Consider the following 23,656-nt stretch of genomic DNA (forward strand, 5'->3'; position numbering starts at 1 on the left):
ACCGGCCGCGCCCCGGTCACAGCCGCAGTTCGCGGCCCGGCCAGCGGGAGCGCAGCCAGCGGTCGTGGCTGGCGACCACGATCGCGCCCGGACCGCTGCCCAGCGCCTGCTCCAGCTCGTCGGCCAGGCGTGGCGACAGGTGGTTGGTCGGCTCGTCGAGCAGCAGCAGCTCCGGCGGGTCGGCCACCAGCAGCGCCAGGGCCAGCCGGCGGCGCTGGCCGACCGACAGGTCGCCCACCCGGGTGCCCTGGTCGCGTGGGGCGAGCAGTCCGAGGTCGCCCAGCGGCACGGCCTCGGCGCGCGCGGTGCCCAGTGTCAGCTCGTAGGTCTCCCGGGCGGTGCGGTCGGGCCGGTCGAACACGGTGTCCTGGGCCAGCAGTCCCACGGTCAGCCCGCGCCGCCGCTGCACCTCGCCCGCGGTGGACAGCCGCCCGGCGAGCACCGCGAGCAGCGTCGACTTGCCCGCGCCGTTGGCCCCGGTGACCAGCAGCCGGTCCGCCGACGACAGGTCGAGCCGGTCGAGGGCCAGGCGGCCGGGCACGTGTACGTCGCGCAGCGACAGCAGGGTGCCGTCGGCCGACGTGCTCGCGAGCCGCGTGGCACGGAACCGCAGCGGCTCCGGCGGGCGGCGCACCTGCTCGCGTTCCAGTTCGTCGAGGCGGCGGGAGGCGTTGCGGACCCGGCGCGAGATCTGGTTCTGCACCCGGCCGGTGGTGTGGCCGTAGTTCATCTTCTCGTTGTCGCGCTTGGCCCGGCCCGGCGCGACCTGGTGCGCGGTGACCGAGGCGGCCTGGCGCAGGTCGTCGAGCTCCTCCTGCTCCTGCTCGAAGCGGCGCTGCCAGCGGGCCCGCTCCGCCTGCTTCTCGGCCTGGTACGCGGTGTAGTTGCCGCCGTAGCGGGTCGGGCCGCCGACGGCCGGGTCGAGGTCGACCAGGTCGGTGCAGACGGCGTCGAGGAACGCCCGGTCGTGGCTGGCCACCACGACGACCCCGGGCAGGCCGCGCAGCTGCTCCTCGAGGAAGGCCGCGGCGGCGTCGTCGAGGTGGTTGGTGGGCTCGTCGAGCAGCAGCGCCGACGGGCGCCGGGCCAGCAGCGCGGCCAGCGCGAGCCGCGCGCGCTGCCCGCCGGACAGCGAGCCGAGCGGGCGCTCGTGCGCGATGCCGCCGAGGCCGAGCCCGGCCAGCACGATCTCCGCGCGCCGGTCGGCGTCCCAGGCCTCGTGCTCCTGGGCGCGGTCCAGCCGCTCGCCGTACGCGGCGAGCAGGTCCGGGTATCCGGGGGACTCCGGTGCGGTCGCGGCGAGTTCCGCGGTGAGCCGGTCGAGCTCGGCGAGGTCCGTACGGGCCTCGCGCAGCGCGTCGTCGATCACGTCAGCGATCGTCGCGGCGGCGTCGAACGGCATCTCCTGGTGCAGGTAGCCGAGGTCGTCGGGGCGCACGACGGTGCCGGAGTCGGGTTCGTCGGCCCCGGCCAGCAGCCGCAGCAGGGTGGACTTGCCGGCGCCGTTCTCGCCGATCAGCCCGATCCGGTGACCGGGGGACGCGGTGAGGCTGACGCCGTCGAGCACCCGGCGCGTGCCGAGGGTACGGACGAGATCATGGGCAAGCAGGGCGGAATAGGACATGGAACACCACCGACAAGATCGACTCTTCCGCCCGCCGGGCAGTGCCTCGGTCGCGGGCGCGGAAAGGTGTCAGTGGCTCACATCGCCGTCGACGGTACGTCGACTTCCGGTGATCGGCAAACGAATATCGGGGTCGGCGTGTCGGTACATCGCCGCAGGTCGCGGCCTATCCCGCCATCGGGCGAGTCATGATCTCGGCAACTGCCCTAGACTGCGCTGCCATGGACGCTCAGCTCGCCGATCCCCTCCTCGGCACGCTCGTCGACGGTCGCCTGCGCATCCGCGGATGCGTGGCCCGCGGCGGCATGGCGACGGTCTACGCCGCAGTCGACGAGCGCCTGGGCCGCACCGTCGCGCTCAAGATGATCCACCCACCGCAGCCGCGCCGGGGCCAGGCCGCGGCCTTCCACCCGGACCGGTTCGCCGAGGAGGCGACGGGGCTGGCCCGGCTGACGCATCCGAACGTGGCCGCGTTCTACGGCCAGGGCATGCACGGCGGTGTGCCGTTCCTGGTGACCGAGTTCGTGCGCGGCCGCACGCTGCGCGACATCCTCGACGAACGCCGCCGGCTCAGCCCGACCGAGGCGCTGGCGGTGACCGAGCAGGTCCTGGCCGCGCTGGCCGCGGCGCACCGTACCGGGCTGGTGCACCGCGCGGTCAAGCCGGAGAACATCATGATCGCCGAGGCGCCCGGTGGCGGCCGCGACCTGACCGAAGCGGTGGTCAAGGTGACCGACCTCGGGCTCGCCGACGCCGTCGAGGCCGGCGGGGCGGAGCCGTCGATCAGCGCCGCGTACGTCGCGCCGGAGTTCGTGTCCGACGGCCGCGTCGACCCGCGCGGCGACGTGTACAGCACCGGGATCATGCTGTTCGAGCTGCTCACCGGCCGGGCGCCGTATCAGGGCGAGCGCCCGGTCGAGGTGGCCTGGCAGCACGTCCAGCAGGACGTGCCGGCGCCCTCGCAGGTGGTCGGCGGGCTGCCGCCGATGCTCGACGACCTCGTCGCCTCGGCCACCCGCCGCGCTCCGGGCGCCCGGTTCATGGACGCCGGCGCGATGCTGGCCGCGGTGCAGTCGGCCCGCCACGGCGTCGCCGACGCCACCACGCGGATGCGCCAGGTGGCGCAGGAGACCATGATGGTCAACCAGGTCCAGCCCACCGGCCGCCCCGCCTGGGCCCGGCTGCACGACGCGCCCGCCGAGCCGCGTACGCGCCCGCGCACCGAGAAGGTGTCGGCCTTCCCGGTGGCGGGCCTGCTGGAGCAGGCGAAGCAGCAGTACACGCGGCTGATGGGCGATCCGCGCGGGCGGATGGCGCTGACGGCGGGCGCGGTCGTGCTGGCGCTGCTGGTGCTGACCGGCGGCTATTACGTCGCCTTCGGCCGGTACGACACCGCGCCGCAGCTGCTGAACCTCACCCGGGAGCAGGCCGAGGCCACGCTGCGCGGCGCAGGCCTGCAGTTCGCCTACGCCAAGCCGCTGTTCCGCGAGGACGTGCCCAAGGACGTGGTGCTCGCGCAGGATCCGGCCGCCGGCGACGACGTGGTGAGCGGCGGCACGGTGACGCTGACCCTGTCCGCCGGCCCCGAGCGTTACGTGGTGCCGGACGTGTCCGGCAAGCCGTGGGACCAGGCCGTCGCCGACCTGCAGGCCGACCCGCTGAAGCTGAGGCCGCAGAAGGCCGCGGAGAAGTACACCGACCTGGTCCCGAAGGGTTCGGTGCTGGAGACCGTGCCCAAGGCGGGTGACGAGGTCGAGGTCGGCGCCGAGATCCAGGTGGTCCTCAGCAAGGGCCGTGCCCCGGTGACCGTGCCCTCGGTGGAGGGCAAGCCGCTGGGCGAGGCCAGGTCCATCCTGGAGGGCCTGGGGTTGCGGGTCGAGGTCGAGCAGGTCGACTCGGACAAGCCCTTCGACACCGTGGTCAAGCAGGACCCCGTGCTGGGCACCGGCGTGGAGCGCAACACCGTCGTGAAGCTGCAGGTCAGTAAGAACGCCGACGGCACGGTCATGCCGGAGGTGGGCAACTGGGGCTGCGGCGACGCGGAGAACCACCTCACCGCGATGGGCCTGCGCGTCGAGCTGCGCGGGGTCCGCGGGGACAAGAACCAGTACCGGGTGGACCGGCAGTTCCCGAACGCGGGCAGCAAACTCCAGCCGGGCCAGCGCGTCGTGCTCAGGTGCGAGCCGCGGCGCTGAGCGTCAGACCGGGCGCGGCCGGCGCGCGGCTCAGGCCGTGCGCCGGCGCACCAGCCCGAACATCGACACCGGGCCCTCGGTGGGCTTGAGCAGGCCGATGGCCAGCTGCAGCAGCGTGGTCTCGCCCGCGCCGTTCGCGCCGACCAGGCCGATGACGTGGCCCTGGGGCAAGTCGAGGGTGCAGTCGCGCAGCGCCCAGGCGCGCCGGCCGTAGCGCTTGCCGAGCCCGAGCAAGCGCAGCGCGGATACGCCGGTCATGCCGCCTCCGCCCGGGCCGTGGTCCGCTCGTCGTCCAGCACCGTGGTGACCAGGGCGCGGACCTGCTCGGGGGCGAGGCCCGCCTCGTGCGCGGCCCGCACCCAGGCGCGCAGCCGGGCCGACAGCCTGGCGTGCACGGCGGGCGGCACCTGGTCGGCGCCGGCGATCACGAAGGTGCCCTGCCCGGCGCGGGGTGCGGCGAGCCCGGCGCGTTCGAGTTCGCGGTACGCCTTGGCGACGGTGTTCGGGTTCACGACCAGCGCCGCGGCGACCTCGCGTACGGTCGGCAGCTGCTCGCCGTCGACCAGGTACCCGAGCAGCAGCCCGCGGCGCACCTGCTCGACCAGTTGCAGGTACGTCGGCACTCCCGATCGGGAGTCAAGGCGGAAGGCGAACACGGCACCACCTCGCACGACACGGTTACTAATGTACTAGTGCGATAGGACACAGCAGATCTTGGCGCGCAAGAGCCGCCGGGACGGTGCTGCGGTTTTCGGGTCGAGGCCGGTACGCTCCCGCGCAGTCGTGCGCACAACTGACGCTCCGGCGTTCACAACGCGCGCGAACGAGCACCGCGCAAGCGTTTGGTGAGCGAAGGGGAAGCGACATGACGCAGCTCGACACCGACCTGGCCCTGCTGGCCGACACCGTGCTGCAGCCGGGCTTCGTCGGCACCGCCGCGCCGGACTGGGTGCGCCGACGCCTCGGCCGCGGCCTGGGCGGCGTCGCGCTCTACTCCCGCAACATCACCGATCGGGCGCAGGTCGCCGCGCTCACCGCGCAGTTGCGGGCGGAGAACCCAGACGTGGTCATCGCGGTCGACGAGGAGGCCGGGGACGTCACCCGGCTCGACGCGGGCACCGGCAGCGACCGGCCCGGCAACCTGGCCCTCGGCGCGGTCGACGACGCCGTGCTGACCGAGGCGGTGGCCCGCGACATCGGTGCCGACCTGGCCGCGGTCGGCGTCACGCTCAACTACGCGCCGACCGTCGACGTCAACTCGAGGCCGGAGAACGTGGTCATCGGGGTGCGGTCCTTCGGCGCGGACCCGGCGCTGGTGGCCCGGCACAGCGCGGCCTGGGTGCGCGGCCTGCAGTCGGCCGGCGTCGCGGCCTGCGCCAAGCACTTCCCCGGCCACGGCGACACGGTCGAGGACTCCCACTACGACGCCGCCCGCGTCGACTCGTCCCGTGCGGAGCTGGCGGCGGTCGCGCTGCCGCCGTTCGCCGCGGCGATCCGAGCCGGGGTGCGTGCGGTGATGACCGGGCACCTGCTGGTGTCGGCGTACGACGCCGAGCTGCCCGCCACGCTCAGCCCCGCCCTGCTCGCCGGGCTGCTGCGCGAGGAGCTGGGCTTCGACGGGCTGATCGTCACCGACGGCATCGAGATGGCGGCGGTGGCCCGGCAGTGGGGCGTCGGCGGGGCGGCGGTGCGGGCGCTGGCCGCGGGTGCGGACGCGATCTGCGTCGGCGGCGAGTACAAGAACGAGGGCATCGTCGGGCTGCTGCGCAACTCGATCGTCACCGCGGTGCGCGAGGGCGTGCTGGCCGAGCAGCGGCTCGCCGACGCCGCGGCGCGGGTGCGCGAGCTGGCGGCGTGGCAGCGGGTGGCGTCGGCGGCGACCGTGCCGCGTACGCCCGAGGTGGGGTTGCGGGCGGCCCGGCGCGCCGTGCGGGTGACCGGGCCGGGCCTGCCACTGGCCGCGCCGCCGCACGTGGTGGAGCTGGACACCCCGACCGGCATCGCGGTGGACCAGGCCATGCCGTGGGGGGTGGCCGCGCCGCTCGGCGCTCGGTGGGCCGCGACGACCGCCGAGCGGGTGGCCGCCGACGCCGCACCGTCGTGGCTGGACGCGGCGCTGGCCGCTGCCGCCGGCCGCCCGCTGGTCGTGGTGGGACGCGACGTGCGGCAGCGCCCGTGGGCGGTGGCGGCCCGCGCGGCGCTGCTGGCCGCGCGGCCGGACGCGGTCGTGGTGGAGCTGGGCATGCCGGAACCGGCTCCGGTCGGCGCGACCTATCTGGTCACCCACGGCGGCACCCGCGCGTGCGCGGTCGCGGCCGCCGAGGTCCTCACCGGACAGAGCTGAGGCCACCGCGCCCGGCCACCGCCGCCCGGGTCCGGACGGGCCCGTTTTGAGATAGACGTTGGCCTATCTGGTCGAGCTTTCGAAGATCGAACTCGATCAGATAGGCCAACGTCTATGGAAGAGGGCGACCGCCGCCCACGGTGACGTTGCGCGCCACTGGGACGAATCGACTCGCTCGATCGCCACGGCCACAAAACGGCATGCTGTCGATTGCGTCAGCCGGTTTGCAGGCCGGAGGCGGTAATGGGTCGAGGGGTGTCTATTCGCAGGCCACGGCTGTCGATGCGTCTCAGTTAAGAGTCTTGCCAATTACGGAAATGCACTTTACGGTGGCGTCCGAATCAATCGCATTCGGACGGCGGGGGAGGCGCATGCCCGAGCCCGAGCACGGCCCGCTGACGGCGGCCCAGGAGCGACTGTGGTTCCTGGACCGGCTCGACCCCGGCGACGCCGCGTACCACATCTCGACGACCAGCCGCCTGCGCGGCGAGCTGGACCGCGAGCTGCTGGCGCGGGCGTTCGACGACGCGACCCGCCGGCACGAGAGCCTGCGCACCCGCTTCGGCGACCACGACGGCGTGCCGTACCAGCAGATCCAGCCGCCCCGGCCGACGCCGATCGAGTACACCGACCTGACCGGCGAACCCGACCCGCAGGCCGCGGCACGTCAGCGGGTCGAGGAACTACTGGCCCGGCCGTTCGACCTGGCGCAGGGCCACCTGATCCGGGTCGGCCTGCTGCGGCTGGCCGCCGACGAGCACGTGCTGTGCATGGTGGTGCACCACATCGTCGGCGACGGCTGGTCGATGAACCTGCTCTACCGGCAGGTCACCGAGTCCTACCGCGGCATCGAGCCGACCCCGCCCGCGGTGCGCCACCTCGACCACGCCCGCGACCGGCGCACCGCCGACACCTCGGCGCTCGACTTCTGGACGGGTGTGTTCGCCGACCCGCCGACGCTGGACCTGCCGCTGGACCGGCCACGCCCCCCGGTGCGCACCTCGTCCGGCGGCGTGGTGCTGCGCGAGTTCCCGGGCGAGATCCAGCAGGCCGTGCAGGCCGCCGCCCGGCAGCTGCGCTGCACCCCGTTCATGCTGCTGGTGACGCTGTACGAGCTGACCCTGGCGCAGTTTGCCGGGCAGGACGACATCTGCGTGGGGACCCCGGTCGCGGGGCGTGACGACGTCGCGCTGGAGGCGGTCTTCGGCTACTTCAGCGGCATGCTGGTGCTGCGCGCCGACCTGTCCGGCGACGTGAGCTTCCGCGACCTGGTGCTGCGCACCCGCAAGTCGTTCATGGAGGCGTTCGCGCACCCGGAGATCCCGTTCGAGGACCTCACCGCGCGGCTGCACCTGCCCCGCGACCTGAGCCGCAACGCGCTTTTCCAGGCCACCTTCACCCTGCACACCACCATGAACATCTCGGCGACGGCGACCGAGGGCTTCGGCGGCCTGGCCGCGGAGGCGTTCGACTCCGGCGCGCCGCACGTCAAGACCGACGTCGCGATGGACGTGCAGACCAGCGTGGACGCGATGGACGTGGTGCTGACGTACAACAGCGACCTGTTCGACGCGGCGACCGCGCACGCGCTCGCCGACCGGTTCACCGCGCTGCTGCACGCCGTGCTCGCCGACCCCGACCTGCGGGTGCGCGAGCTGCCCCTGGTCGACGACGACACCGGGGCCGAGCTGCTGCGCCTGGCCACCGGCCCCGAACTGCCGCAGGCCGAGCCGCTGCTGTCCCGGATCGAGCACACCGTCGCGGCCACGCCCGACGCGGTCGCACTGATCAGTGGCGGCGAGCGGGTGTCCTACCGCGACCTGTGGATGCGGTCCGGCGAGCTGGCCGACGCGCTGCGGACCGCCGGGGTCGCCCCGGGCGGGCTGGTCGGGGTCAGCGTGCCGCGCGGGCCGGACCTGGTCGCATCGCTGCTGGCAGTGTGGCGGGCCGGGGCCGGTTACGTCCCGGTGGACCCGCAGCTGCCCGTCGCCCGCCGCGAGGAGATGACCGCGCAGGCCGCGCTCGCCGCGGTGCTCACCCCGCAGGGCGTCGCGCCGGGCGCGCCCGTCCCGGCCGCCGCACCCGGCGCGGCATACGTGCTGTTCACCTCCGGATCCACGGGTACGCCCAAAGCCGTGCTCGTCGGCCGCGCGGCCCTCGACGACCGCACCGCCTGGATGGCCGACGCCTACGCCCTGACCGCCGCCGACCGGGTCGTGCAGTTCGCGGGTATCGGTTTCGACACGCACGCCGAGGAGATCTGGCCGACCCTGGCCACCGGCGGCACCCTGGTGCTGCTGCCCGACGGCCCGCAGTCGCTGCCCGAGGTGCTCGCCGCCGACCCCGCCATCACCGTGCTCGACCTGCCCACCGCCTACTGGCAGGCGCTGCTGGACGTGGTGCCCGCCTGGCCCGCCGCGCTGCGCCTGGTCATCCTCGGCGGCGAGCAGGTCGACGCCGCCGCGGTCGCCGCCTGGCGCGACCGGCACGGCGACCGGATCCGCCTGGTCAACACGTACGGCCCGACCGAGGCGACGATCATCGCGACCGCCGCCGACCTCGGCCCCGCCGACACGACCCGCCGCCCGCCGATCGGCCGCCCGCTGGCCGGGGTGCGCGCCTACGTGCTCGACGCGGCCGGCCGCCTCGTGCCGCCGGGTGCGGCCGGCGAGTTGTGCCTGGCCGGGGCCGGGCTGGCCGACGGCTACCTGGGCCGACCCGACCTCACCGCCGAGCGTTTCGTGGCCGACCCGTACGGGCCGGGCCTGATGTACCGCACCGGCGACCGGGTCCGGCTGCTGCGCGGCGAAGGCACGCTGGAGTTCCTCGGCCGCGTCGACCGGCAGCTCAAGGTGCGCGGCGTACGCGTCGAGCCGGGCGAGGTCGAAGCCGTCCTCACCGGACACCCGCAGGTCGGGCAGGTGGCCGTGACCGCGGTCGGCGACACCCTGGTCGGTTACGTCACCGGTGCCGCGGGCGCGGACGAAGTGCGCGCGTACGCCGCATCGCGGCTGCCCGCGCTGCTCGTGCCCAGCGTGATCGTGGTGCTGCCCGAGCTGCCGCTGACCCGCAACGGCAAGGTCGACCTGCGGGCGCTGCCCCCGGTGACCGTCGGCGACGAGGTCCACGCCGCGTACGTCGCGCCGCGCACCGACGCCGAGGCGCTGGTCGCCGGGATCTTCACCGAGCTGCTGCCGGTGGACCGGGTCGGCGCGGGCGACGACTTCTTCGCCCTGGGCGGCCATTCACTGCTGGCCACCCGGGTGATCGCCCGGTTGCGGGCCGCCGTCGACCTGGATCTGCCCATCCGGGCGCTGTTCGACCGGCCCACCGTCGCCGGGTTCGCCACCGCCGTCGAGGAGGCGCTCATCGCCGAGATCGACCGGCTCACCGAGGACGAGGCCGCGGCACAGCTCGCGGCGGCCGGACAGGGAGCGCCGTGACCGACATCGCCGAGAACCCGCAGGCGGTCGCGCTGTCGGCGACGAAGCGCTCGCTGCTGGCCGCGCGGCTGAAGCAGAGCGCCGCCGCCCCGGCCGCGATCACGCCGCGGGCGGCGGGCGGGCCGGTGCCGCTGTCGCACGCCCAGGAGCGGCTGTGGTTCATGGAGCAGTTCGCGCCGGGCACGGCCGCGTACACGATCCCGGTGGTGCTGCGGGTGCGCGGTGCGCTGGACCCGGCGGTGCTGCGGGCGGCGCTGAACGCCGTCGCGGCCCGGCACGAGAGCCTGCGCATGCGGTTCGGTGCGACCGCCGATGGCGAGCCGGTGCTGCACCTCGACGACATCGTCGACGTCGACCTGCCGGTGCTCGACGTGGCCGGTGACGACGCCGCCGAGCGCGAGGAGTTCGTGCACCGCGCCGTGCAGACCCGCCTCGCCGAGCCGTTCGACCTGGCCGCCGGCCCGCTGCTGCGCGCCGCCCTCTACCACCTCGGCGCTGACGAGCACGTGCTGATGCTCGCCGTGCACCACATCGTCTGCGACGGCTGGTCCGTGGACGTCCTGGTCGGCGAGCTGGTCGCGTACTACGACGCGCTTGCCACGGGCGCACCCGAGCCGCTGACGCCGCTGGCGGCGCAGTACGGCGACTTCGCGGTCTGGCAGCGTGCCCGCGTCGTCGACGGTGCGCACGAGCGGGACGTGGCGTTCTGGAAGGAGCGGCTGACCGGGGTGCCGCCGCTGGACCTGCCGACGGACTCGCCGCGCCCGGTCGAGCAGACGTTCGCCGGTGCGGCGCACGGCGTGACCCTCGACGGGGAGCTGGTCGGGGCGTTGCAGCGGCTGGCCCGCGAGCACGGGGCGACGCTGTACATGACGCTGCTGGCGGCGTACGCGGCGGTGCTGGCCCGGCATGCCCGTGCCGACGACTTCGCGATCGGCTCGCCGCAGGCCGGGCGCACCCACGCCGAGCTGGAGCCGCTCATCGGCATGTTCGTCAACATGCTGGTCACCCGGATCGACGCGGCCGGCGACCCGACGTTCGCGCAGCTGCTGGGCCGGGTCCGGGAGGCCACCCTGGACGGCTACGCCCACCAGGACCTGTCGTTCGAGCAGCTGATCACCGAGCTGAACGTGGTCCGCGACGTCGGCCGCTCGGCGGTGTTCCAGGTGGTGTTCGCGCTGCAGAACTACACCGCGCCGGGCCGGGCCTCGGCGACGGGGCTGAGCGTGTCGCCGTTCGGCTCCCGGGCCGTGGCGACCCGGTTCGACCTGGAGCTGTCGCTGCTGGAGGGCGTGGACGGGCTGTGGGGTTCGTTCACGTACAACACCGACCTGTTCACCGCCGACACCGTCGCCCGCCTGGCCGACAGCTTCGAGCAGCTGCTCAGCGCGGTCGTCGCCGACCCGCACCGGCCGCTGAGCCGCCTGTCGACCGTCACCGGCGCCGCCCGCGAGCAGGTGCTGACCGGCTGGAACGACACGGCCGCCGCGTTCCCCGACACCGCCACGCTGCACGGGCTGATCCAGCGGCAGGCCGCGGACACTCCGCACGCCCCGGCGCTGACCTTCGAGGGCGACACCCTCACCTACGCGCAGCTGCTGAGCCGGGCGCACCGCATCGCGCACCGGCTGCGCGAGCACGGCGCGGGACCGGGCCGCCTGGTCGCGGTGTGCGCCGAGCGCAGCCACGACCTGGTGGCCGGGCTGCTCGGCGTGCTGATCTCGGGCGCGGCTTACCTGCCGCTGGACCCGGAGTATCCGGCCGAGCGGCTGGCGTTCATGCTCGACGACGCCGACGTGGCCGCCGTGCTCACCGCGGGGGACGCCCGCACGGTGCTGCCGGACACGGACCGTCCCGTGCTCGCCCTCGACGACGCGGCCACCTGGGACGGCGTTCCCGAGACCGCGCCCGAGCCGCTCGCCGGGGCCGACGACGTCGCCTACGCCATCTACACGTCCGGCTCGACCGGCCGCCCGAAGGGCGTGCTCAACGGGCATCGCGGCATCGTCAACCGGCTGCACTGGATGCAGCGCCGCTACGGCCTGTCCGCCGCGGACACGGTGCTGCAGAAGACCCCGGCCGGGTTCGACGTGTCGGTGTGGGAGTTTTTCTGGCCGCTGCTGGCCGGAGCGCGGCTGGTGCTGGCCCGGCCCGGCGGCCACAAGGACGCGGCATACCTGCTTGACCTGATCGTCGCCGAGGGTGTGACGACCCTGCACTTCGTGCCGTCGATGCTGGGCATGTTCCTGGCCGAGTCCGACGTGGACCGGTGCGGCTCGCTGCGGCTGATCGTGTGCAGCGGGGAGGAGCTGCCCGTCGACCTGGCGACCCGGACCCTGGCCGCGCTGCCCGGCGCGCAGCTGCACAACCTGTACGGGCCGACCGAGGCCGCGATCGACGTCACCGCGTACCACTGCACACCGCAGCACCTGGCCGGGCTGGCTCGGGTGCCGATCGGCGCGCCCATCGACAACATGGCCGTCTACGTGCTCGACGAGCACGGCGAACCGCTGCCCGTCGGGGTGCCCGGCGAGCTGCACCTGGCCGGTGTCGGCCTGGCCCACGGCTACCTGAACCGGCCCGAGCTGACCGCGGAGAAGTTCGTCACCGGCCTGTCCGGGCGGCGCCTCTACCGCACCGGTGACCTGGCCCGGTGGCGGCCCGACGGCACGATCGACTTCCTCGGCCGCATCGACGGCCAGGTGAAGCTGCGCGGCCTGCGCATCGAGCTCGGCGAGATCGAGGCGGCGCTGCGCGACCAGCCCGGCGTCCGCGAGGCGGCCGTCGTGGTCCGCGAGGACTCACCCGGCGACAGGCGTCTGGCCGCCTACCTCGTGGTCGACGCCGAACCCGACACCGCCGAGGTGCGGGCGGCCCTCAAGCGGCGGCTGCCCGACTACATGGTGCCCACCGCATACGTGGTGCTCGACGCGCTCCCGCTGAGCCCGAGCGGCAAGCTGGATCGCCGGTCGCTGCCCGCGCCGCAGCGCGGCCGGGACGCCAACGCCGCGTTCGAGGCCCCGGCGACGCCGACCGAGGTGACCGTCGCCGCGATCTGGGCCGAGGTGCTCGACGTGCCGCAGGTCGGCCGCGACGACGACTTCTTCGACCTCGGCGGGCACTCGCTGCTCGCCACGCAGGTCATCGCGAAGCTGCGCCGGGCGGTCGGCGCGGGCGTGTCCGTGATGGACCTGTTCAAGAACCGCACGGTACGCGAGCTGGCCCAGCTCATCGACGTGCCGGAAGACCAGCGCGGCCCGCGGGCCCTGGTGCACGAGCTGACCCGCCCGGTGCCGTCCGCGCAGCTGGTGCGCAGCCTGGTCTGCGTGCCCTACGGCGGCGGCAGCGCCGTGGTGTACCAGCCGCTCGCCGACGCGCTGCCCGCCGGGCACCGGCTGTTCTCGGTCGCCATCCCCGGCCACGACATCGGCCTCGACGAGGCGGCGCTGCCCTTCGACGAGCTGGCCGAACGCTGCACCGTCGAGATCATGGAGAAGGTCGCCGGACCGGTCGCGCTGTACGGCCACTGCGGCGTCGGCTCCGCGCTGACCGTCGAGATCGCCCGGCGGCTCGAACAGCGCGGCCGCGACCTCGAAGCGGTCTACATCGGCGCGATCTTCCCGTTCGCCCGGCCGCAGAGCAAGGTGTGGATGGCCCTGTCGCGGATCACGAAGATGGAGTCGCTGCGCTCGGACAAGGCGTACGCCAACTGGCTGACCTCCATGGGCGTCGACATGAGCGACATCGAACCCGGCCAGGCCCGCCAGATCATCCGCAACATGCGCCGGGACTCCGACAGCGCCGAGGAGTACTTCACCGAGCTGATGCACAGCGGCGCGGAACGGCTGCGGGCCCCGATCATCGCGGTGGCGGGCGAACGCGACCCGGCGACCGAGTTCTACCCCGAGCGCTTCAAGGAGTGGCACTTCCTCACCGACCGGGCCGCGGTCGTCGTGCTCGACGAGGCCGGGCACTTCTTCCTCAAGTGGCGGGCCGACGAGCTGGCCGAGATCGTCACCACGGTCGACCCCGCGGTCACCGCCGAGCAGCCGCAGCCGCTGACCCGCCCGGAACGCGGCGAGCGGGCGAGCTGGTGGCTGCACGACACCTCGCAGGCCACGAGCCGCGTCGTCACCGCCGGTCCGCAGCCCAGCATGGGCCGCTTCCTCGCGGTCGCGTTCGCGCAGCTCATCTCCATCCTCGGCTCGACGCTGACCGACGTGGCGCTGCCGCTGTGGGTGCTGCAGCAGACCGGGTCGCTGCTCGACTTCTCGCTGCTCGCGGTCGCCGGGCTGGTGCCGGGCCTGATCGTGCTGCCGGTGGCCGGGGCGATCGTCGACCGGTACAGCAGACGGGCCGTCATGCTCTGCGGCGACGTCGGCGCGGGCGGCACCCAGCTCGTCCTGGGCCTGCTGCTGTGGACCGGATCGCTGCAGGTGTGGCACATCTACCCGCTGATCGTGCTGCTGTCGGTGTCGCTGACGTTCCAGCGCCTGGCCTACGGTTCGGCGATCCCGCAGCTCGTGCCCAAGCAGTACCTGGGCCACGCGAACGGCGTCGTGCAGATGATCGGCGGCGTGGCCACCATCATGATGCCGATGCTGTCGGTGGCGCTGCTCGCCGTGATCGACCTCGGCGGCATCCTGATCATCGACGTGCTCAGCTACGCGGCCGCGATCGTCATCGTGCTGCTGGTGCGCTTCCCGCGCACGCTGGCCTGGCGGCGGCGGGAGAGCCTCGGCGCGGAGATCCGCGAGGGCTTCCGCTTCTCCTGGGGCAATCGCGGCTTCCGGGCCATGCTCGGGTTCTTCATGGGACTCAACGTGTTCCTGTCGCCGCTGTTCCTGATGATGACGCCGCTGGTGCTCGCGTTCGGCGGGCTCGACCAGGTCGCGCAGGTGTCGGTGGCGGGCGGTGTCGGCGCGTTCCTCGGCGGCCTCACGATGAGCGTCTGGGGCGGCCCACGGCACCGGCGGCTGTTCACCGTGCTGTGCTGCACCCTGGTGCTGGCCGTGTTCTGCCTCGTCATCGGGCTGCGGCCGACGCTGTGGGTGATCGCGATCGGCTCGTTCGGCATCTCGATGTGGCTGGTGCTGCTCAACGGCGTCTACACCACGATCGTGCAGGTCAAGGTGCCGCAGCGGTTCCACGGCCGGGTGTTCGCGATCAACACGGTGATCGCCTGGTCGACGCTGCCGCTCGGCTGGACGCTGGTCGGGCCGGTCGGCTCCAGCATGCTGGAACCGCTGATGGCCGACGGCGGCGCGCTCGCGAGCACGGTGGGGCGGGTCATCGGCACCGGCGAGGGCCGCGGCATCGGCCTGCTCTACCTGATCCTCGCGGTCTGCATCGCGGCCGTGGTGCTGGTGTCCATGCGGATTCCGCGCATCGCCCGCTTCGACGACGAGGTCCCCGACGCCCGCCCCGACGACCAGGTCGGCCTGGAACTGCTACGCAGCCGCAATGCGCAGCAGGACGGTGGACCGGCTGCCGACGTGAGCCGGCCGCGGGACCGCGAGAAGGTGGCCGCGTGAACGCGCGGGCGATGTGGGCTCAACGCGGCCGAGGGAGCGCGGCATGAGCGCCCTCGCGGCCGCACGGGCCGCTCGTGCCGCGGGACGGGTCGCGCTGACCGTGCCGCAGTTGCTGGCGGCGCGAGCTGCCAAGCAGCCGGAACACGTGGCGGTCACGCAGGGCTCGGGCACGCTCGACCTGGCCACGTGGCAGCGGCGCACCCAGGCCGTCGCGGCCGGGCTGCGGGCGGCCGGGATCAGGCCCGGCGACCGGGTCGCGCTGGTGTACGGAGCCCGCGACTGGATCGCCTACGCGACGGCGTACACCGGAGTGCTCGCGGCCGGGGCCGTCGCGGTGCCGCTGTCGACCCGCAACGCCGCCGCCGAACTGGACTTCATGCTGCGGCACAGCGGCGCGGCCGCGGTGCTGCACGGCCCGGACGCGGTGCTGCCCGCGGTGCCGATCCCGCTGGTCTGGGCCCCGGCCGCGGTCGCCGCGCTGCCCGACGCCGAGCCGCTGCCCGGCCCCGGCCCGGCCGACCCGGCGCAGATCCTCTACACCTCCGGCACCACCGGTCGGCCCAAAGGGGTCACCGCGGTGCACGCCAACCTCACCCACGGCTGCCGCATCGACCCGCCCCTGCGCAGGCTCGCCCACTCGAAGCAGTTCCTGCACGCGTTCCCGATCGGCACCAACGCCGGGCAGACGATGCTGCTCAACGCGCTGGACGCGCACGCCGGGATGCTGGCCACGGCCCGGTTCGCGGCCGCGCACTTCGCCCGGCTCGTCGCCACGCACCAGGTGGGCAGCGTGTTCGTGGTGCCCGCGATGGCGATCGAGCTGCTGTACTCCGGGGCGCTGGGCGAGCACGACACGTCCTGCGTGAAACTGTTCGGCTCCACCGCCGCCGCCCTGCCGCCCGCGATCGCGGCCGGGCTGGCCGCCGCGCTGCCGCAGGCCACCATCGTCAACTACTACACCTCGACCGAGGCCGCGCCGACGCAGACCAGCATGGTCTTCCACCCCGACCGGCCCGGCGCGTTGGGCAAGGCGACCGGCGGCGGCGAGCTGCGCATCCTCGCCCCCGACGGCACGCCCAGCCCGCCCGGCGAGGTCGGCGAGGTGTGGCTGCGGGCCGCGGGCGCCGCCCGGTCCTACCACGACGATCCGGACGCGACCCGGTCGGTGTTCCGCGACGGCTGGACCCGGATGGGCGACGTCGGCCGGCTCGACGCCGACGGTTACCTGTACCTCGCCGACCGGGAGAGCGACGTCATCAAGAGCGGCGCGGACAAGGTGTCCACGGTCGCCGTCGAGGCCGCACTGCACGAGCACCCCGACATCGCCGACGCGGCCGTGCTGGGCCTGCCCGACCCGGTGCTCGGCCGGGTGCCCGCCGCGGTCCTGGTGGCCACGCGGCCGCTGACCCTGGCGGAAGTGCGGGCCTTCCTCGCCACCCGGCTGGCCGCGCACGAGCAGCCCAGCCGCCTCGCCCACGTCACCGAACTGCCCCGCAACGCCGGGGGCAAAGTCGTCAAGCACCGGCTCCGGGCGTTGTTCGACCGGCCCGACCAGGAGGGGACCCCATGACCCAGGCACTCGACGGCATCCCCGTCACCCTCGCCCAGCAGGGCATCTGGTTCACCGAACGGGTCGGTGACGCCGGCTCGGCATACCGGCTGGCGGTCGCGGTGACCCTGCCCGGCACGGTGGACCGGCTGCGATGGGAGCAGGCGTGGGCCGAGGTCGTCGCCCGGCACCCGGCGCTCGCCGTCGCGGTGGCCGACGCGGACGGCGAACCGCTGCTGCGGCCCGTGCCGCCCGCGCCGGTCGAGCACCACGACGTCACCGGCAGCGCACGCCGCACCGACGCGGACGCCACCGTGGCCGGTGGGACGGCGCGGGCCGACGACGGGCTCGACGCGGCTGTCGCGCAGGTGCTGGCCAGCCCGTTCGACCTGGTCACCGGGCCGCTGGCCCGATGCGTCGCGCTGCACGCCGAGGGACGCACCGTCGTGCTCGTCGTCGCCCACCACCTGGTCTTCGACGGGGCGTCCAAGGACGTGCTGGTCGGTGACCTGCTCGCCGCGTACGACGGCCGCCCGCTGCCCTCCGGATCGCTGACCGCGCTCGGCGACGCCGCCCGCGCCCAGGCGGCGCGGATCGCCGAGGCCACCCCCGCGGCACGGGAGTTCTGGTCGGCGCGTCCGGCACCGGTCGACGAGCTGGTGCTGCCGTACGCGACGGGCGCGCCCACGGCCGCCGAACCCGACGTGCGGGTGCCGTTCACGCTTGGCCGCGACCTCGACGCCGCGCTCACCGCGGCGGCGGACGCGCTGGGGCTGACCCGGTTCGAGCTGCTGCTGTCCGCCGTGCACACCGTGCTGGCCCGCTACGGCAACGCGATCACCTCGGTCGCCGTGGACCTCACCACCCGCACCCCGGAGCTGTCCGGCGAGATCGGCATGTGGGTCAACGAACTGCCGGTCACCGTGACCGGCGACCTGGCACTGCCCTGGGCCGAGTACGCCCGCGCCGTGCGCGCCGAGGCCCGTGCCGTGTACGCCCACCGCGAGGTCCCGTACGGCCGGGCCGTGCCCGGCCTGCTGCCCCGACTGTCGTTCGCCCCCGTGTCGATCAGCTACCGCCGCCGCACCCAGGCCACGGCGGAGGTGGACTGGCTGCTCACCCCGCCGGCGATCCGGACCGCGCTGCACCTGCACCTGGTCGACTCCGCCGACGGGCTCACCGGCTCGGTGCACGTGCCCGCTCGCCACGCGGCCACCGCCGACCGGTTCGCCGGGCACCTGCGCACCCTGCTGGCCGCGGCACTGGCCCACCCGCGGACCCCGGTCGGCGACCTGCCCCTGCTCACCGCCGCCGAGCAGGCCGAACTCGCCGCCGGCAACACCACCGCCCGCCCGCGCCCCGCCGCGACCGTGCTCGACCTGGTACGCGACCAGGCCGCGCGCACCCCCGACGCGCTCGCGGTCACCGGCCCGGACGGCGAGCTGACCTACCGCGAGTTGGTCGACGCGGCCCACCGCATCGGCAACGGGCTGCGCTCGCGCGGCGTCGCCGACGGCGACCTGGTCGGCCTGTGCGCCCGTCGTGGCACGGAGCTGGTCGCCGGGGTGCTCGGCATCCTGGCCGCCGGCGCGGCATACCTGCCGCTGGACCCGGCGTACCCGGTCGCGCGGCTGGAGTTCATCGCCGCCGACGCGGGCGCGAAGGTGATCCTCGGGCACTCCGGCGGGCCGCTGGACGTGCTGGCGCTGGACAGGCTGGCCGCGTTCGCAGCCGAGCCGGTCGCCGCACCGGCCGTCGCCGCCGACCCCGACGCGCTCGCGTATGCGATCTACACCTCCGGTTCCACCGGCCGACCCAAGGGTGTCGAGATCGGACATGCCGCGCTGGCCAATCTGATCGCGGCGTTCGCTGAGCTGCTCGGCGCACGGCCGGAGCACCGCTGGCTCAATCTGACCTCGCTGTCGTTCGACATCAGCGGCCTGGAGCTGTTCCTGCCGCTGACCACCGGTGGGCAGGTGGTCGTCGCGTCCGACGCGGCCACCCGCGAGGGGGGCGCGCTCGACCGGCTCATCCGTGACAGCGGCGCCACCCACGTGCAGGCCACCCCGTCGACCTGGCGGATGCTGCTCGACGCCGGGTTCGCCGGTGCGCCGATCACCGCGCTGTGCGGCGGCGAGCCGCTGCCGCTGCCACTGGCCCAGCGCCTGCGCGCCCGCACCGGGCGGCTGCTCAACGTGTACGGCCCGACCGAGACCACGATCTGGTCCACCGCCGCGGAGATCCCGGCCGACCCGGCGCGGATCACCATCGGCGGCCCGCTGGCCAACACCACCCTGCACGTCCTCGACCCCGACCTGCGGCCGCTGCCGCCCGGCGTGCCCGGCGAGCTGTGCATCGGCGGGGTGGGCCTGGCCCGCGGCTACCGCGACCGGCCGGAGCTGACCGCGCAGCGGTTCGTGGTGGACGCGGCCGGGCGGCGGCTCTACCGGACCGGTGACCTGGTGCGGCTGGCCGCCGACGGCGAGGTCGAGTTCCTGGGCCGGGTCGACGACCAGATCAAGCTGCGGGGCCACCGCATCGAGCTGGGCGAGATCGAGCAGACCCTGCTCGGCGCGCCCGGCGTCGGCCAGGCCGCAGTCGCGGTCCGCGGCTGCACCCTGGTGGCGTACCTGATCGGCGCGGGTGAGGTGCCCGAGATCCGCCGCCATCTCGCGGGCAGCCTGCCCCGCTACATGATGCCCGGCCAGTACGTGTGGCTGGACCGGCTGCCGCTGACCCCGAACGGCAAGCTCGACCGCAAGGCCCTGCCCGAGCCGCCCGGCCTCGCGGACGGCACGTCCGACACGGACGCGCAGCTCGGGGAGCCCGTCGAGGACCTGCTCGACGGCATGGCGGACCTGTCCGCCCTCGACGGGGTGTGCGCCGCCGCACCGACGACCGCGCCGCGGACCCTCGCCGCGCCGTCGAGCGCGAGCGACGGCCCTGCGGTCGAGGAGCGGATGGCTGCCGGTGCGGGCGAGGCCGACCTGATCGCGGGCGTCACGGCGATCTGGCGGGAGGTGCTGCGCATCGAGGACATCGCGCCCGACGACACCCTGTTCGACCTGGGCGGGCACTCGCTGACGATCATGCAGATCACGGCACGCATCCGGGACGCGTACGGCGTCGAGGTGCCCTTCGACGTCTTCTTCGACACCCCGACGGTCGAGGGCATCGCCGACTCGATCGCAGAGCTCCGCGAGGAGGAGTCGTGACCGCAGCCACCCTCGAAGCCGACCTCGCCATGCTGGTCGCCCAGGCCAGCGAGGGCGTCATCACCGCCGCCGACGCGCTCGCCGAGCGGGAGTCGCTGGGCCTTCTCGGCCTGACGTCGCTGGGGTTCCTGCGTCTCATCCACGCAGTGGAGCGCGGCTACGGCGTCGTGCTCGACCTCGACGACGACGTGTCGTTCATGGACACCGTCGCGAGCCTCGCCGCCCACCTGCGCGAGCAGGGCATCTGATGCGCCGGGTCGCCGTACGCGGCACGCCGGTCGCCGACGGGCCGCTGACCTGGGGTCAGCACGCCATCTGGGCGGCGATCGGCCGGACCGCCCCGAACGACCACTACTTCAACCTGACCCGGGTGCTCACCCCACCGGAGCGCTGCCGCCCGCTGCCCGTCGACGACGCGCTGGACCGGCTCGGCGCGGCGCTGAGCCGCCATCCGACGCTGCGGACCCGGATCGTCGCGGACGCGGTGGCCGGGTCCGGAGATCCTGGCCGTAGCGATGACCGGTCCGAGGCGACCGTCCTCGCCCCGCGCACAGCCCCGGCGGGGCCGGTCGTGCCCGGCGAGCCGGTCCGGCAGGAGCTGCTCGCCGAGGTCCTGGTCACGGTGCATACGGTGGAAGCGGCTGACGAGTTTGATGCGGACCGGGCCGCGGACGGCCTCGCCGCGGATCTGGCGGGCACCGCGTTCGGTTACCGGACCGAGCCGCCGGTGCGTATCGGGCTGGTGCTCGTCGGCGGCCTGGTGGCCAGGGTCGTGCTGGCGCTGTGTCATCTGGCCACCGACGGCCACGGGGCCGATATCCTCCTGCGGGACGTCAGGCTGGCGCTGCTGGCCCGCACCGGGCCACCGCCCGGCGACCCGCTCGCCGTCGCCGTCGAGGAGGCGTCCGACGCGGGCCGGGCTCGCAGCGACGCCGTGATCGGCACCTGGCGCGAGGCTTACCGGGCGCTGCCGCCGAGCATGTTCACCACCGAGCGCGCCGAGCCGCAGCCGGTGCGCTGGTGGGTCGGCCGGCTCACCTCGCCAGCCCTTGGCCTGGCCGCGGCCGCGCTCGCCGCCCGGCACCGGACCAGCGTGTCGTCGGTGCTGCTGGCGGCCACCGCGGCACTGGTCGCGGCGGACGGCGGCGGGGACCGGGCGGCCGTGCTGACCATCGTCGGCAACCGCTACGACCCGGCCCGGCGGGACCTGGTGGCGACGCTGTCCCAGGAAGGCCTGTTCACCCTGGACACGGCTGCCGCCGACTTCGCCAACCTGCTGCGGCCCGCGTGGCGGGAGAGCCTGCGGGCGTACCGGTCCGGCAGCTACGACCAGGCGGCGCTGGACGCCGCCCTGGCCGCGGTGAGCGCCGAGCGTGGCACGACTGTGCACCCGATGTGCTGCTTCAACGACATGCGCCTGGTCGACCTGCCGCCCGGCGCTCCGCCGACGGCCGAGCAGGTCCGCACCGCCCGCGCCGACTCCGCGTTCGCGTGGGCGTCGCCGCAGCCGCAGGTCGCCTGCCGGTTCTGCGCGCACGTGACCGCCGACGGGCCCGCGCTGACCTACCAGGTCACCGGCGATACCCGGTTCCTGCCGCCGGCGCGGCTGGAGGCGTTCGTGCTGACCCTGGAGGACCTCGTGGTGTCGGCCGTGGACGGTCCCGCGCCCCTGGCGGCCCTGCCGGCGCGGCTCGGGTCTGCGGTGGTGGCGGCGTGAGGCTCACCGCGTACGCCCGGGCCTGCGCCGTCGACCCCGGCAAGACGCTCGGTTTCGTGGTCGGGGCCGCGGACGGCCACCCGGCCGGGCTGGTCACCGTCGTGGACGTGCCGACCGGCCGGGTCTTGGCCAGCGACACCGTCGACGGCCCGCACTGGACGCTCGACGTCCCCGAGGACTGGCCCAGCTCGCTGTACCGGGCCGCGTTCCGCGGCGACGGCAGCTCCGCCACGGCGACGGTCGCGGACGGGCCCGACGCCGACGCGCACTTCGTGGTACGCGGCAGCGGCGACGCGGACGTACTCGTGTCGGTGCCGTTCCTGACCTGGCAGGCCTACAACCGGGCGGGCGAGCCGGGGCACGGCCTCTACTACGCCGAGGAGCCGACGCGGGCCGCCAGGGTCAGCTTCGACCGGCCCGGCGGCGGGCCACCGCCCCAGGAGTGGGAGCACGGGCTGCTGCGCTGGCTGCGGGGCAGCGGACACCGTGTCGAGTACTGCGCCAACCTGGATCTGCACGACCAGCCCGAGCTGCTGGCCCGCCACCGGCTGCTCGTGATCAACGGGCACGACGAGTACTGGACCTGGGAGATGCGCGACCACGTCGAGGCGTACGTACGCGACGGCGGCAACCTGGCGATCTTCGCGGCGAACACGTGCTGGTGGCAGATCCGGCTGGAGGACGGCGGCCGCACCATGGTCTGCCACCGCGACGCCGTCACCGACCCGATGGCGGCCGTCGACCCGTCGCGCGTCACCGTCGAATGGTCCAGCGCCCCGGTGAACCGGCCCGAGAACGCGCTGACCGGGGTCAGCTACCGCCGCGGCGCGGGCACCTGGGGTGAGCACATGCCGAGGATGCGCGAGGAGGCCTACCGGGCCCGGTTCGCGGAGCACTGGGCGTTCGACGGCACCGGCCTGCACGACGGCGACGAGTTCGGCCGGGGCGCGCTCGGCTACGAGACCGACGCCGCCGACTTCACCGAGGTCGACGGTGTGCCGCGGGTGACCGGCCGGGACGGCACCCCGCCCGACTTCGTCATCCTGGCCACCGCCGACCTGCGCCACTGGCGGCACTACGGGCAGGGCGGCCATGCCACCATGGGCGTGCACCGGCTCGGCCAGGGCACGGTGTTCACCGCCGCGACCGTGAACTGGGGCAGCGCGCTCGGCGACCCGGTCGTGGACCGGATCACCCGCAACGTCCTGGACCGGCTCGGGCGGCCCGCGCCCGTCGAGTTCGAGCCGATCGGACCGGCGGTGTCGGGTGCCGCGCTGGCGGCCTGCGAGGGCCTGCTGTTCGCGGCGGCCGGCGGCGTGCTGCGGGTTCGCGAGCTGTGCGCGCAGAACCTGCCGTGGCGTGAGATCGACACCGCTCCGGACCTGGTCGCGCTGGGTTCACCGCGGGAGGCGTACCGCGGCATGCCGTCGGGTCTGATCGGGGTGACCCGCGACGGCCAGGTGGTGTATCGCGACCCGGTGCCCGACAGAGGCGATTGGTCGGTGCTCGGTGACGCGCCCGCCGGGACGGTGGCGCTGGGCTGCGTCAACGCCACGTTCTTCGCGGTCGCGGACGGCGCACTGTGGTCGCGCACCGCGGCGTCGCTGGCCGACCGCATCGGCTCCTGGCAGGTCGTCGACGTGGCCGAGGGCGTCGTCGCGTTGACCGGCCTGGCCAGCAACCTGTTCGCCGCGACCGGCGACCGGCTGCTGTCGCGTCCGCCCGTGGACGGCCCAGCCCCGTGGACGGACCTTGGCCCGGCCGCGGACGTACGGTCGCTGACCGGCGCGGCCGGCTGGCTGGTCGCGGGTGGTACGACCCTGCGCCGCCGCCCGGCCGTCAGTTCGGCGCCGGCCTGGTACGGCCATCGCTGAGCACCATCCGGCACTGGGGTTTTCCCTAGGTCCTCGGGTACGCCATCCGGCCACACTGGACTGGCCGGGTGGTCGATCCGGTGCGTTGAGCTGCACTGATGCGCCGATCGAGGGCTGCCCGCGAGACCGTCGGAATCACGACGGTCTACGGAGGCGGAGCA

Annotated in this window: 12 protein-coding genes; 9 read left to right on the plus strand and 3 right to left on the minus strand. The window is 74.4% G+C overall.

From position 1 onward, the window contains the following. Positions 1-16 precede the first annotated feature (16 nt). A complete protein-coding gene (locus tag F9C41_RS23805; protein ID WP_155389061.1) occupies positions 17-1,624 on the minus strand; it encodes an ABC-F family ATP-binding cassette domain-containing protein in 1,608 nt (535 codons plus the stop codon). Positions 1,625-1,845: 221 nt separating this feature from the next. On the opposite strand from F9C41_RS23805, the gene F9C41_RS23810 reads away from it, so the two are divergent. Then, positions 1,846-3,819: a PASTA domain-containing protein gene (locus tag F9C41_RS23810; RefSeq protein ID WP_230689944.1), complete on the plus strand. Its 1,974-nt coding sequence runs from the start codon at positions 1,846-1,848 to the stop codon at positions 3,817-3,819. A gap of 30 nt (positions 3,820-3,849) precedes the next feature. On the opposite strand, the gene F9C41_RS23815 is transcribed toward F9C41_RS23810, so the two are convergent. Next, positions 3,850-4,077 (minus strand): ATP-binding cassette domain-containing protein, encoded by a 228-nt coding sequence (locus F9C41_RS23815; RefSeq protein WP_155389062.1) that lies wholly within the window; start codon positions 4,075-4,077, stop codon positions 3,850-3,852. After that, on the minus strand, positions 4,074-4,475 hold the full coding sequence (locus F9C41_RS23820) for a GntR family transcriptional regulator (RefSeq protein WP_155389063.1): 402 nt from the start codon (positions 4,473-4,475) through the stop codon (positions 4,074-4,076). The genes F9C41_RS23815 and F9C41_RS23820 overlap by 4 nt, the downstream gene beginning before the upstream one ends. Positions 4,476-4,684: 209 nt before the next feature. Here F9C41_RS23820 and F9C41_RS23825 point away from each other — a divergent pair, with 209 nt between their 5' ends. The 8 genes from F9C41_RS23825 (at position 4,685) to F9C41_RS23860 (ending at position 23,495) form a co-directional block, all read left to right on the plus strand. After that, positions 4,685-6,163 carry a glycoside hydrolase family 3 protein gene (locus tag F9C41_RS23825; protein ID WP_155389064.1) on the plus strand — a complete coding sequence of 493 codons (1,479 nt, stop codon included), beginning with the start codon at positions 4,685-4,687 and terminating at the stop codon, positions 6,161-6,163. A 371-nt stretch (positions 6,164-6,534) separates the two neighbouring features. After that, positions 6,535-9,606 (plus strand): condensation domain-containing protein, encoded by a 3,072-nt coding sequence (locus F9C41_RS23830; RefSeq protein WP_196279916.1) that lies wholly within the window; start codon positions 6,535-6,537, stop codon positions 9,604-9,606. Beyond that, positions 9,603-15,140 (plus strand): non-ribosomal peptide synthetase/MFS transporter, encoded by a 5,538-nt coding sequence (locus tag F9C41_RS23835; protein WP_230689945.1) that lies wholly within the window; start codon positions 9,603-9,605, stop codon positions 15,138-15,140. The genes F9C41_RS23830 and F9C41_RS23835 overlap by 4 nt, the downstream gene beginning before the upstream one ends. Before the next feature lie 43 nt (positions 15,141-15,183). Continuing rightward, positions 15,184-16,710, plus strand: coding sequence for a class I adenylate-forming enzyme family protein (locus tag F9C41_RS23840; protein WP_155389066.1), 1,527 nt, complete (start codon positions 15,184-15,186; stop codon positions 16,708-16,710). Further along, the gene (locus tag F9C41_RS41890; RefSeq protein WP_155389067.1) at positions 16,707-19,904 is read left to right on the plus strand and encodes a non-ribosomal peptide synthetase; all 3,198 of its coding nucleotides are present in this window, start codon (positions 16,707-16,709) and stop codon (positions 19,902-19,904) included. The genes F9C41_RS23840 and F9C41_RS41890 overlap by 4 nt, the downstream gene beginning before the upstream one ends. Then, positions 19,901-20,152 carry a phosphopantetheine-binding protein gene (locus F9C41_RS23850; RefSeq protein WP_155389068.1) on the plus strand — a complete coding sequence of 84 codons (252 nt, stop codon included), beginning with the start codon at positions 19,901-19,903 and terminating at the stop codon, positions 20,150-20,152. Before F9C41_RS41890 ends, F9C41_RS23850 begins: the two co-directional genes overlap by 4 nt. Beyond that, on the plus strand, positions 20,152-21,621 hold the full coding sequence (locus F9C41_RS23855) for a condensation domain-containing protein (protein ID WP_155389069.1): 1,470 nt from the start codon (positions 20,152-20,154) through the stop codon (positions 21,619-21,621). Before F9C41_RS23850 ends, F9C41_RS23855 begins: the two co-directional genes overlap by 1 nt. After that, a complete protein-coding gene (locus F9C41_RS23860; RefSeq protein WP_155389070.1) occupies positions 21,618-23,495 on the plus strand; it encodes a N,N-dimethylformamidase beta subunit family domain-containing protein in 1,878 nt (625 codons plus the stop codon). Before F9C41_RS23855 ends, F9C41_RS23860 begins: the two co-directional genes overlap by 4 nt. Positions 23,496-23,656: the final 161 nt, after the last annotated feature.

The organism is Catellatospora paridis (assembly GCF_009720365.1).
GTDB classification, from domain to species: Bacteria; Actinomycetota; Actinomycetes; order Mycobacteriales; family Micromonosporaceae; genus Catellatospora; species Catellatospora paridis.

Excerpts from the sequence above, each read along its gene's own strand:
- F9C41_RS23825 (WP_155389064.1), top strand. The coding sequence starts at position 4,685 with ATGACGCAGCTCGACACCGACCTGGCCCTGCTGGCCGACACCGTGCTG.
- F9C41_RS41890 (WP_155389067.1), top strand. The coding sequence starts at position 16,707 with ATGACCCAGGCACTCGACGGCATCCCCGTCACCCTCGCCCAGCAGGGC.
- F9C41_RS23815 (WP_155389062.1), bottom strand. The coding sequence starts at position 4,077 with ATGACCGGCGTATCCGCGCTGCGCTTGCTCGGGCTCGGCAAGCGCTAC.
- F9C41_RS23830 (WP_196279916.1), top strand. The coding sequence starts at position 6,535 with ATGCCCGAGCCCGAGCACGGCCCGCTGACGGCGGCCCAGGAGCGACTG.
- F9C41_RS23840 (WP_155389066.1), top strand. The coding sequence starts at position 15,184 with ATGAGCGCCCTCGCGGCCGCACGGGCCGCTCGTGCCGCGGGACGGGTC.
- F9C41_RS23810 (WP_230689944.1), top strand. The coding sequence starts at position 1,846 with ATGGACGCTCAGCTCGCCGATCCCCTCCTCGGCACGCTCGTCGACGGT.
- F9C41_RS23805 (WP_155389061.1), bottom strand. The coding sequence starts at position 1,624 with ATGTCCTATTCCGCCCTGCTTGCCCATGATCTCGTCCGTACCCTCGGC.
- F9C41_RS23855 (WP_155389069.1), top strand. The coding sequence starts at position 20,152 with ATGCGCCGGGTCGCCGTACGCGGCACGCCGGTCGCCGACGGGCCGCTG.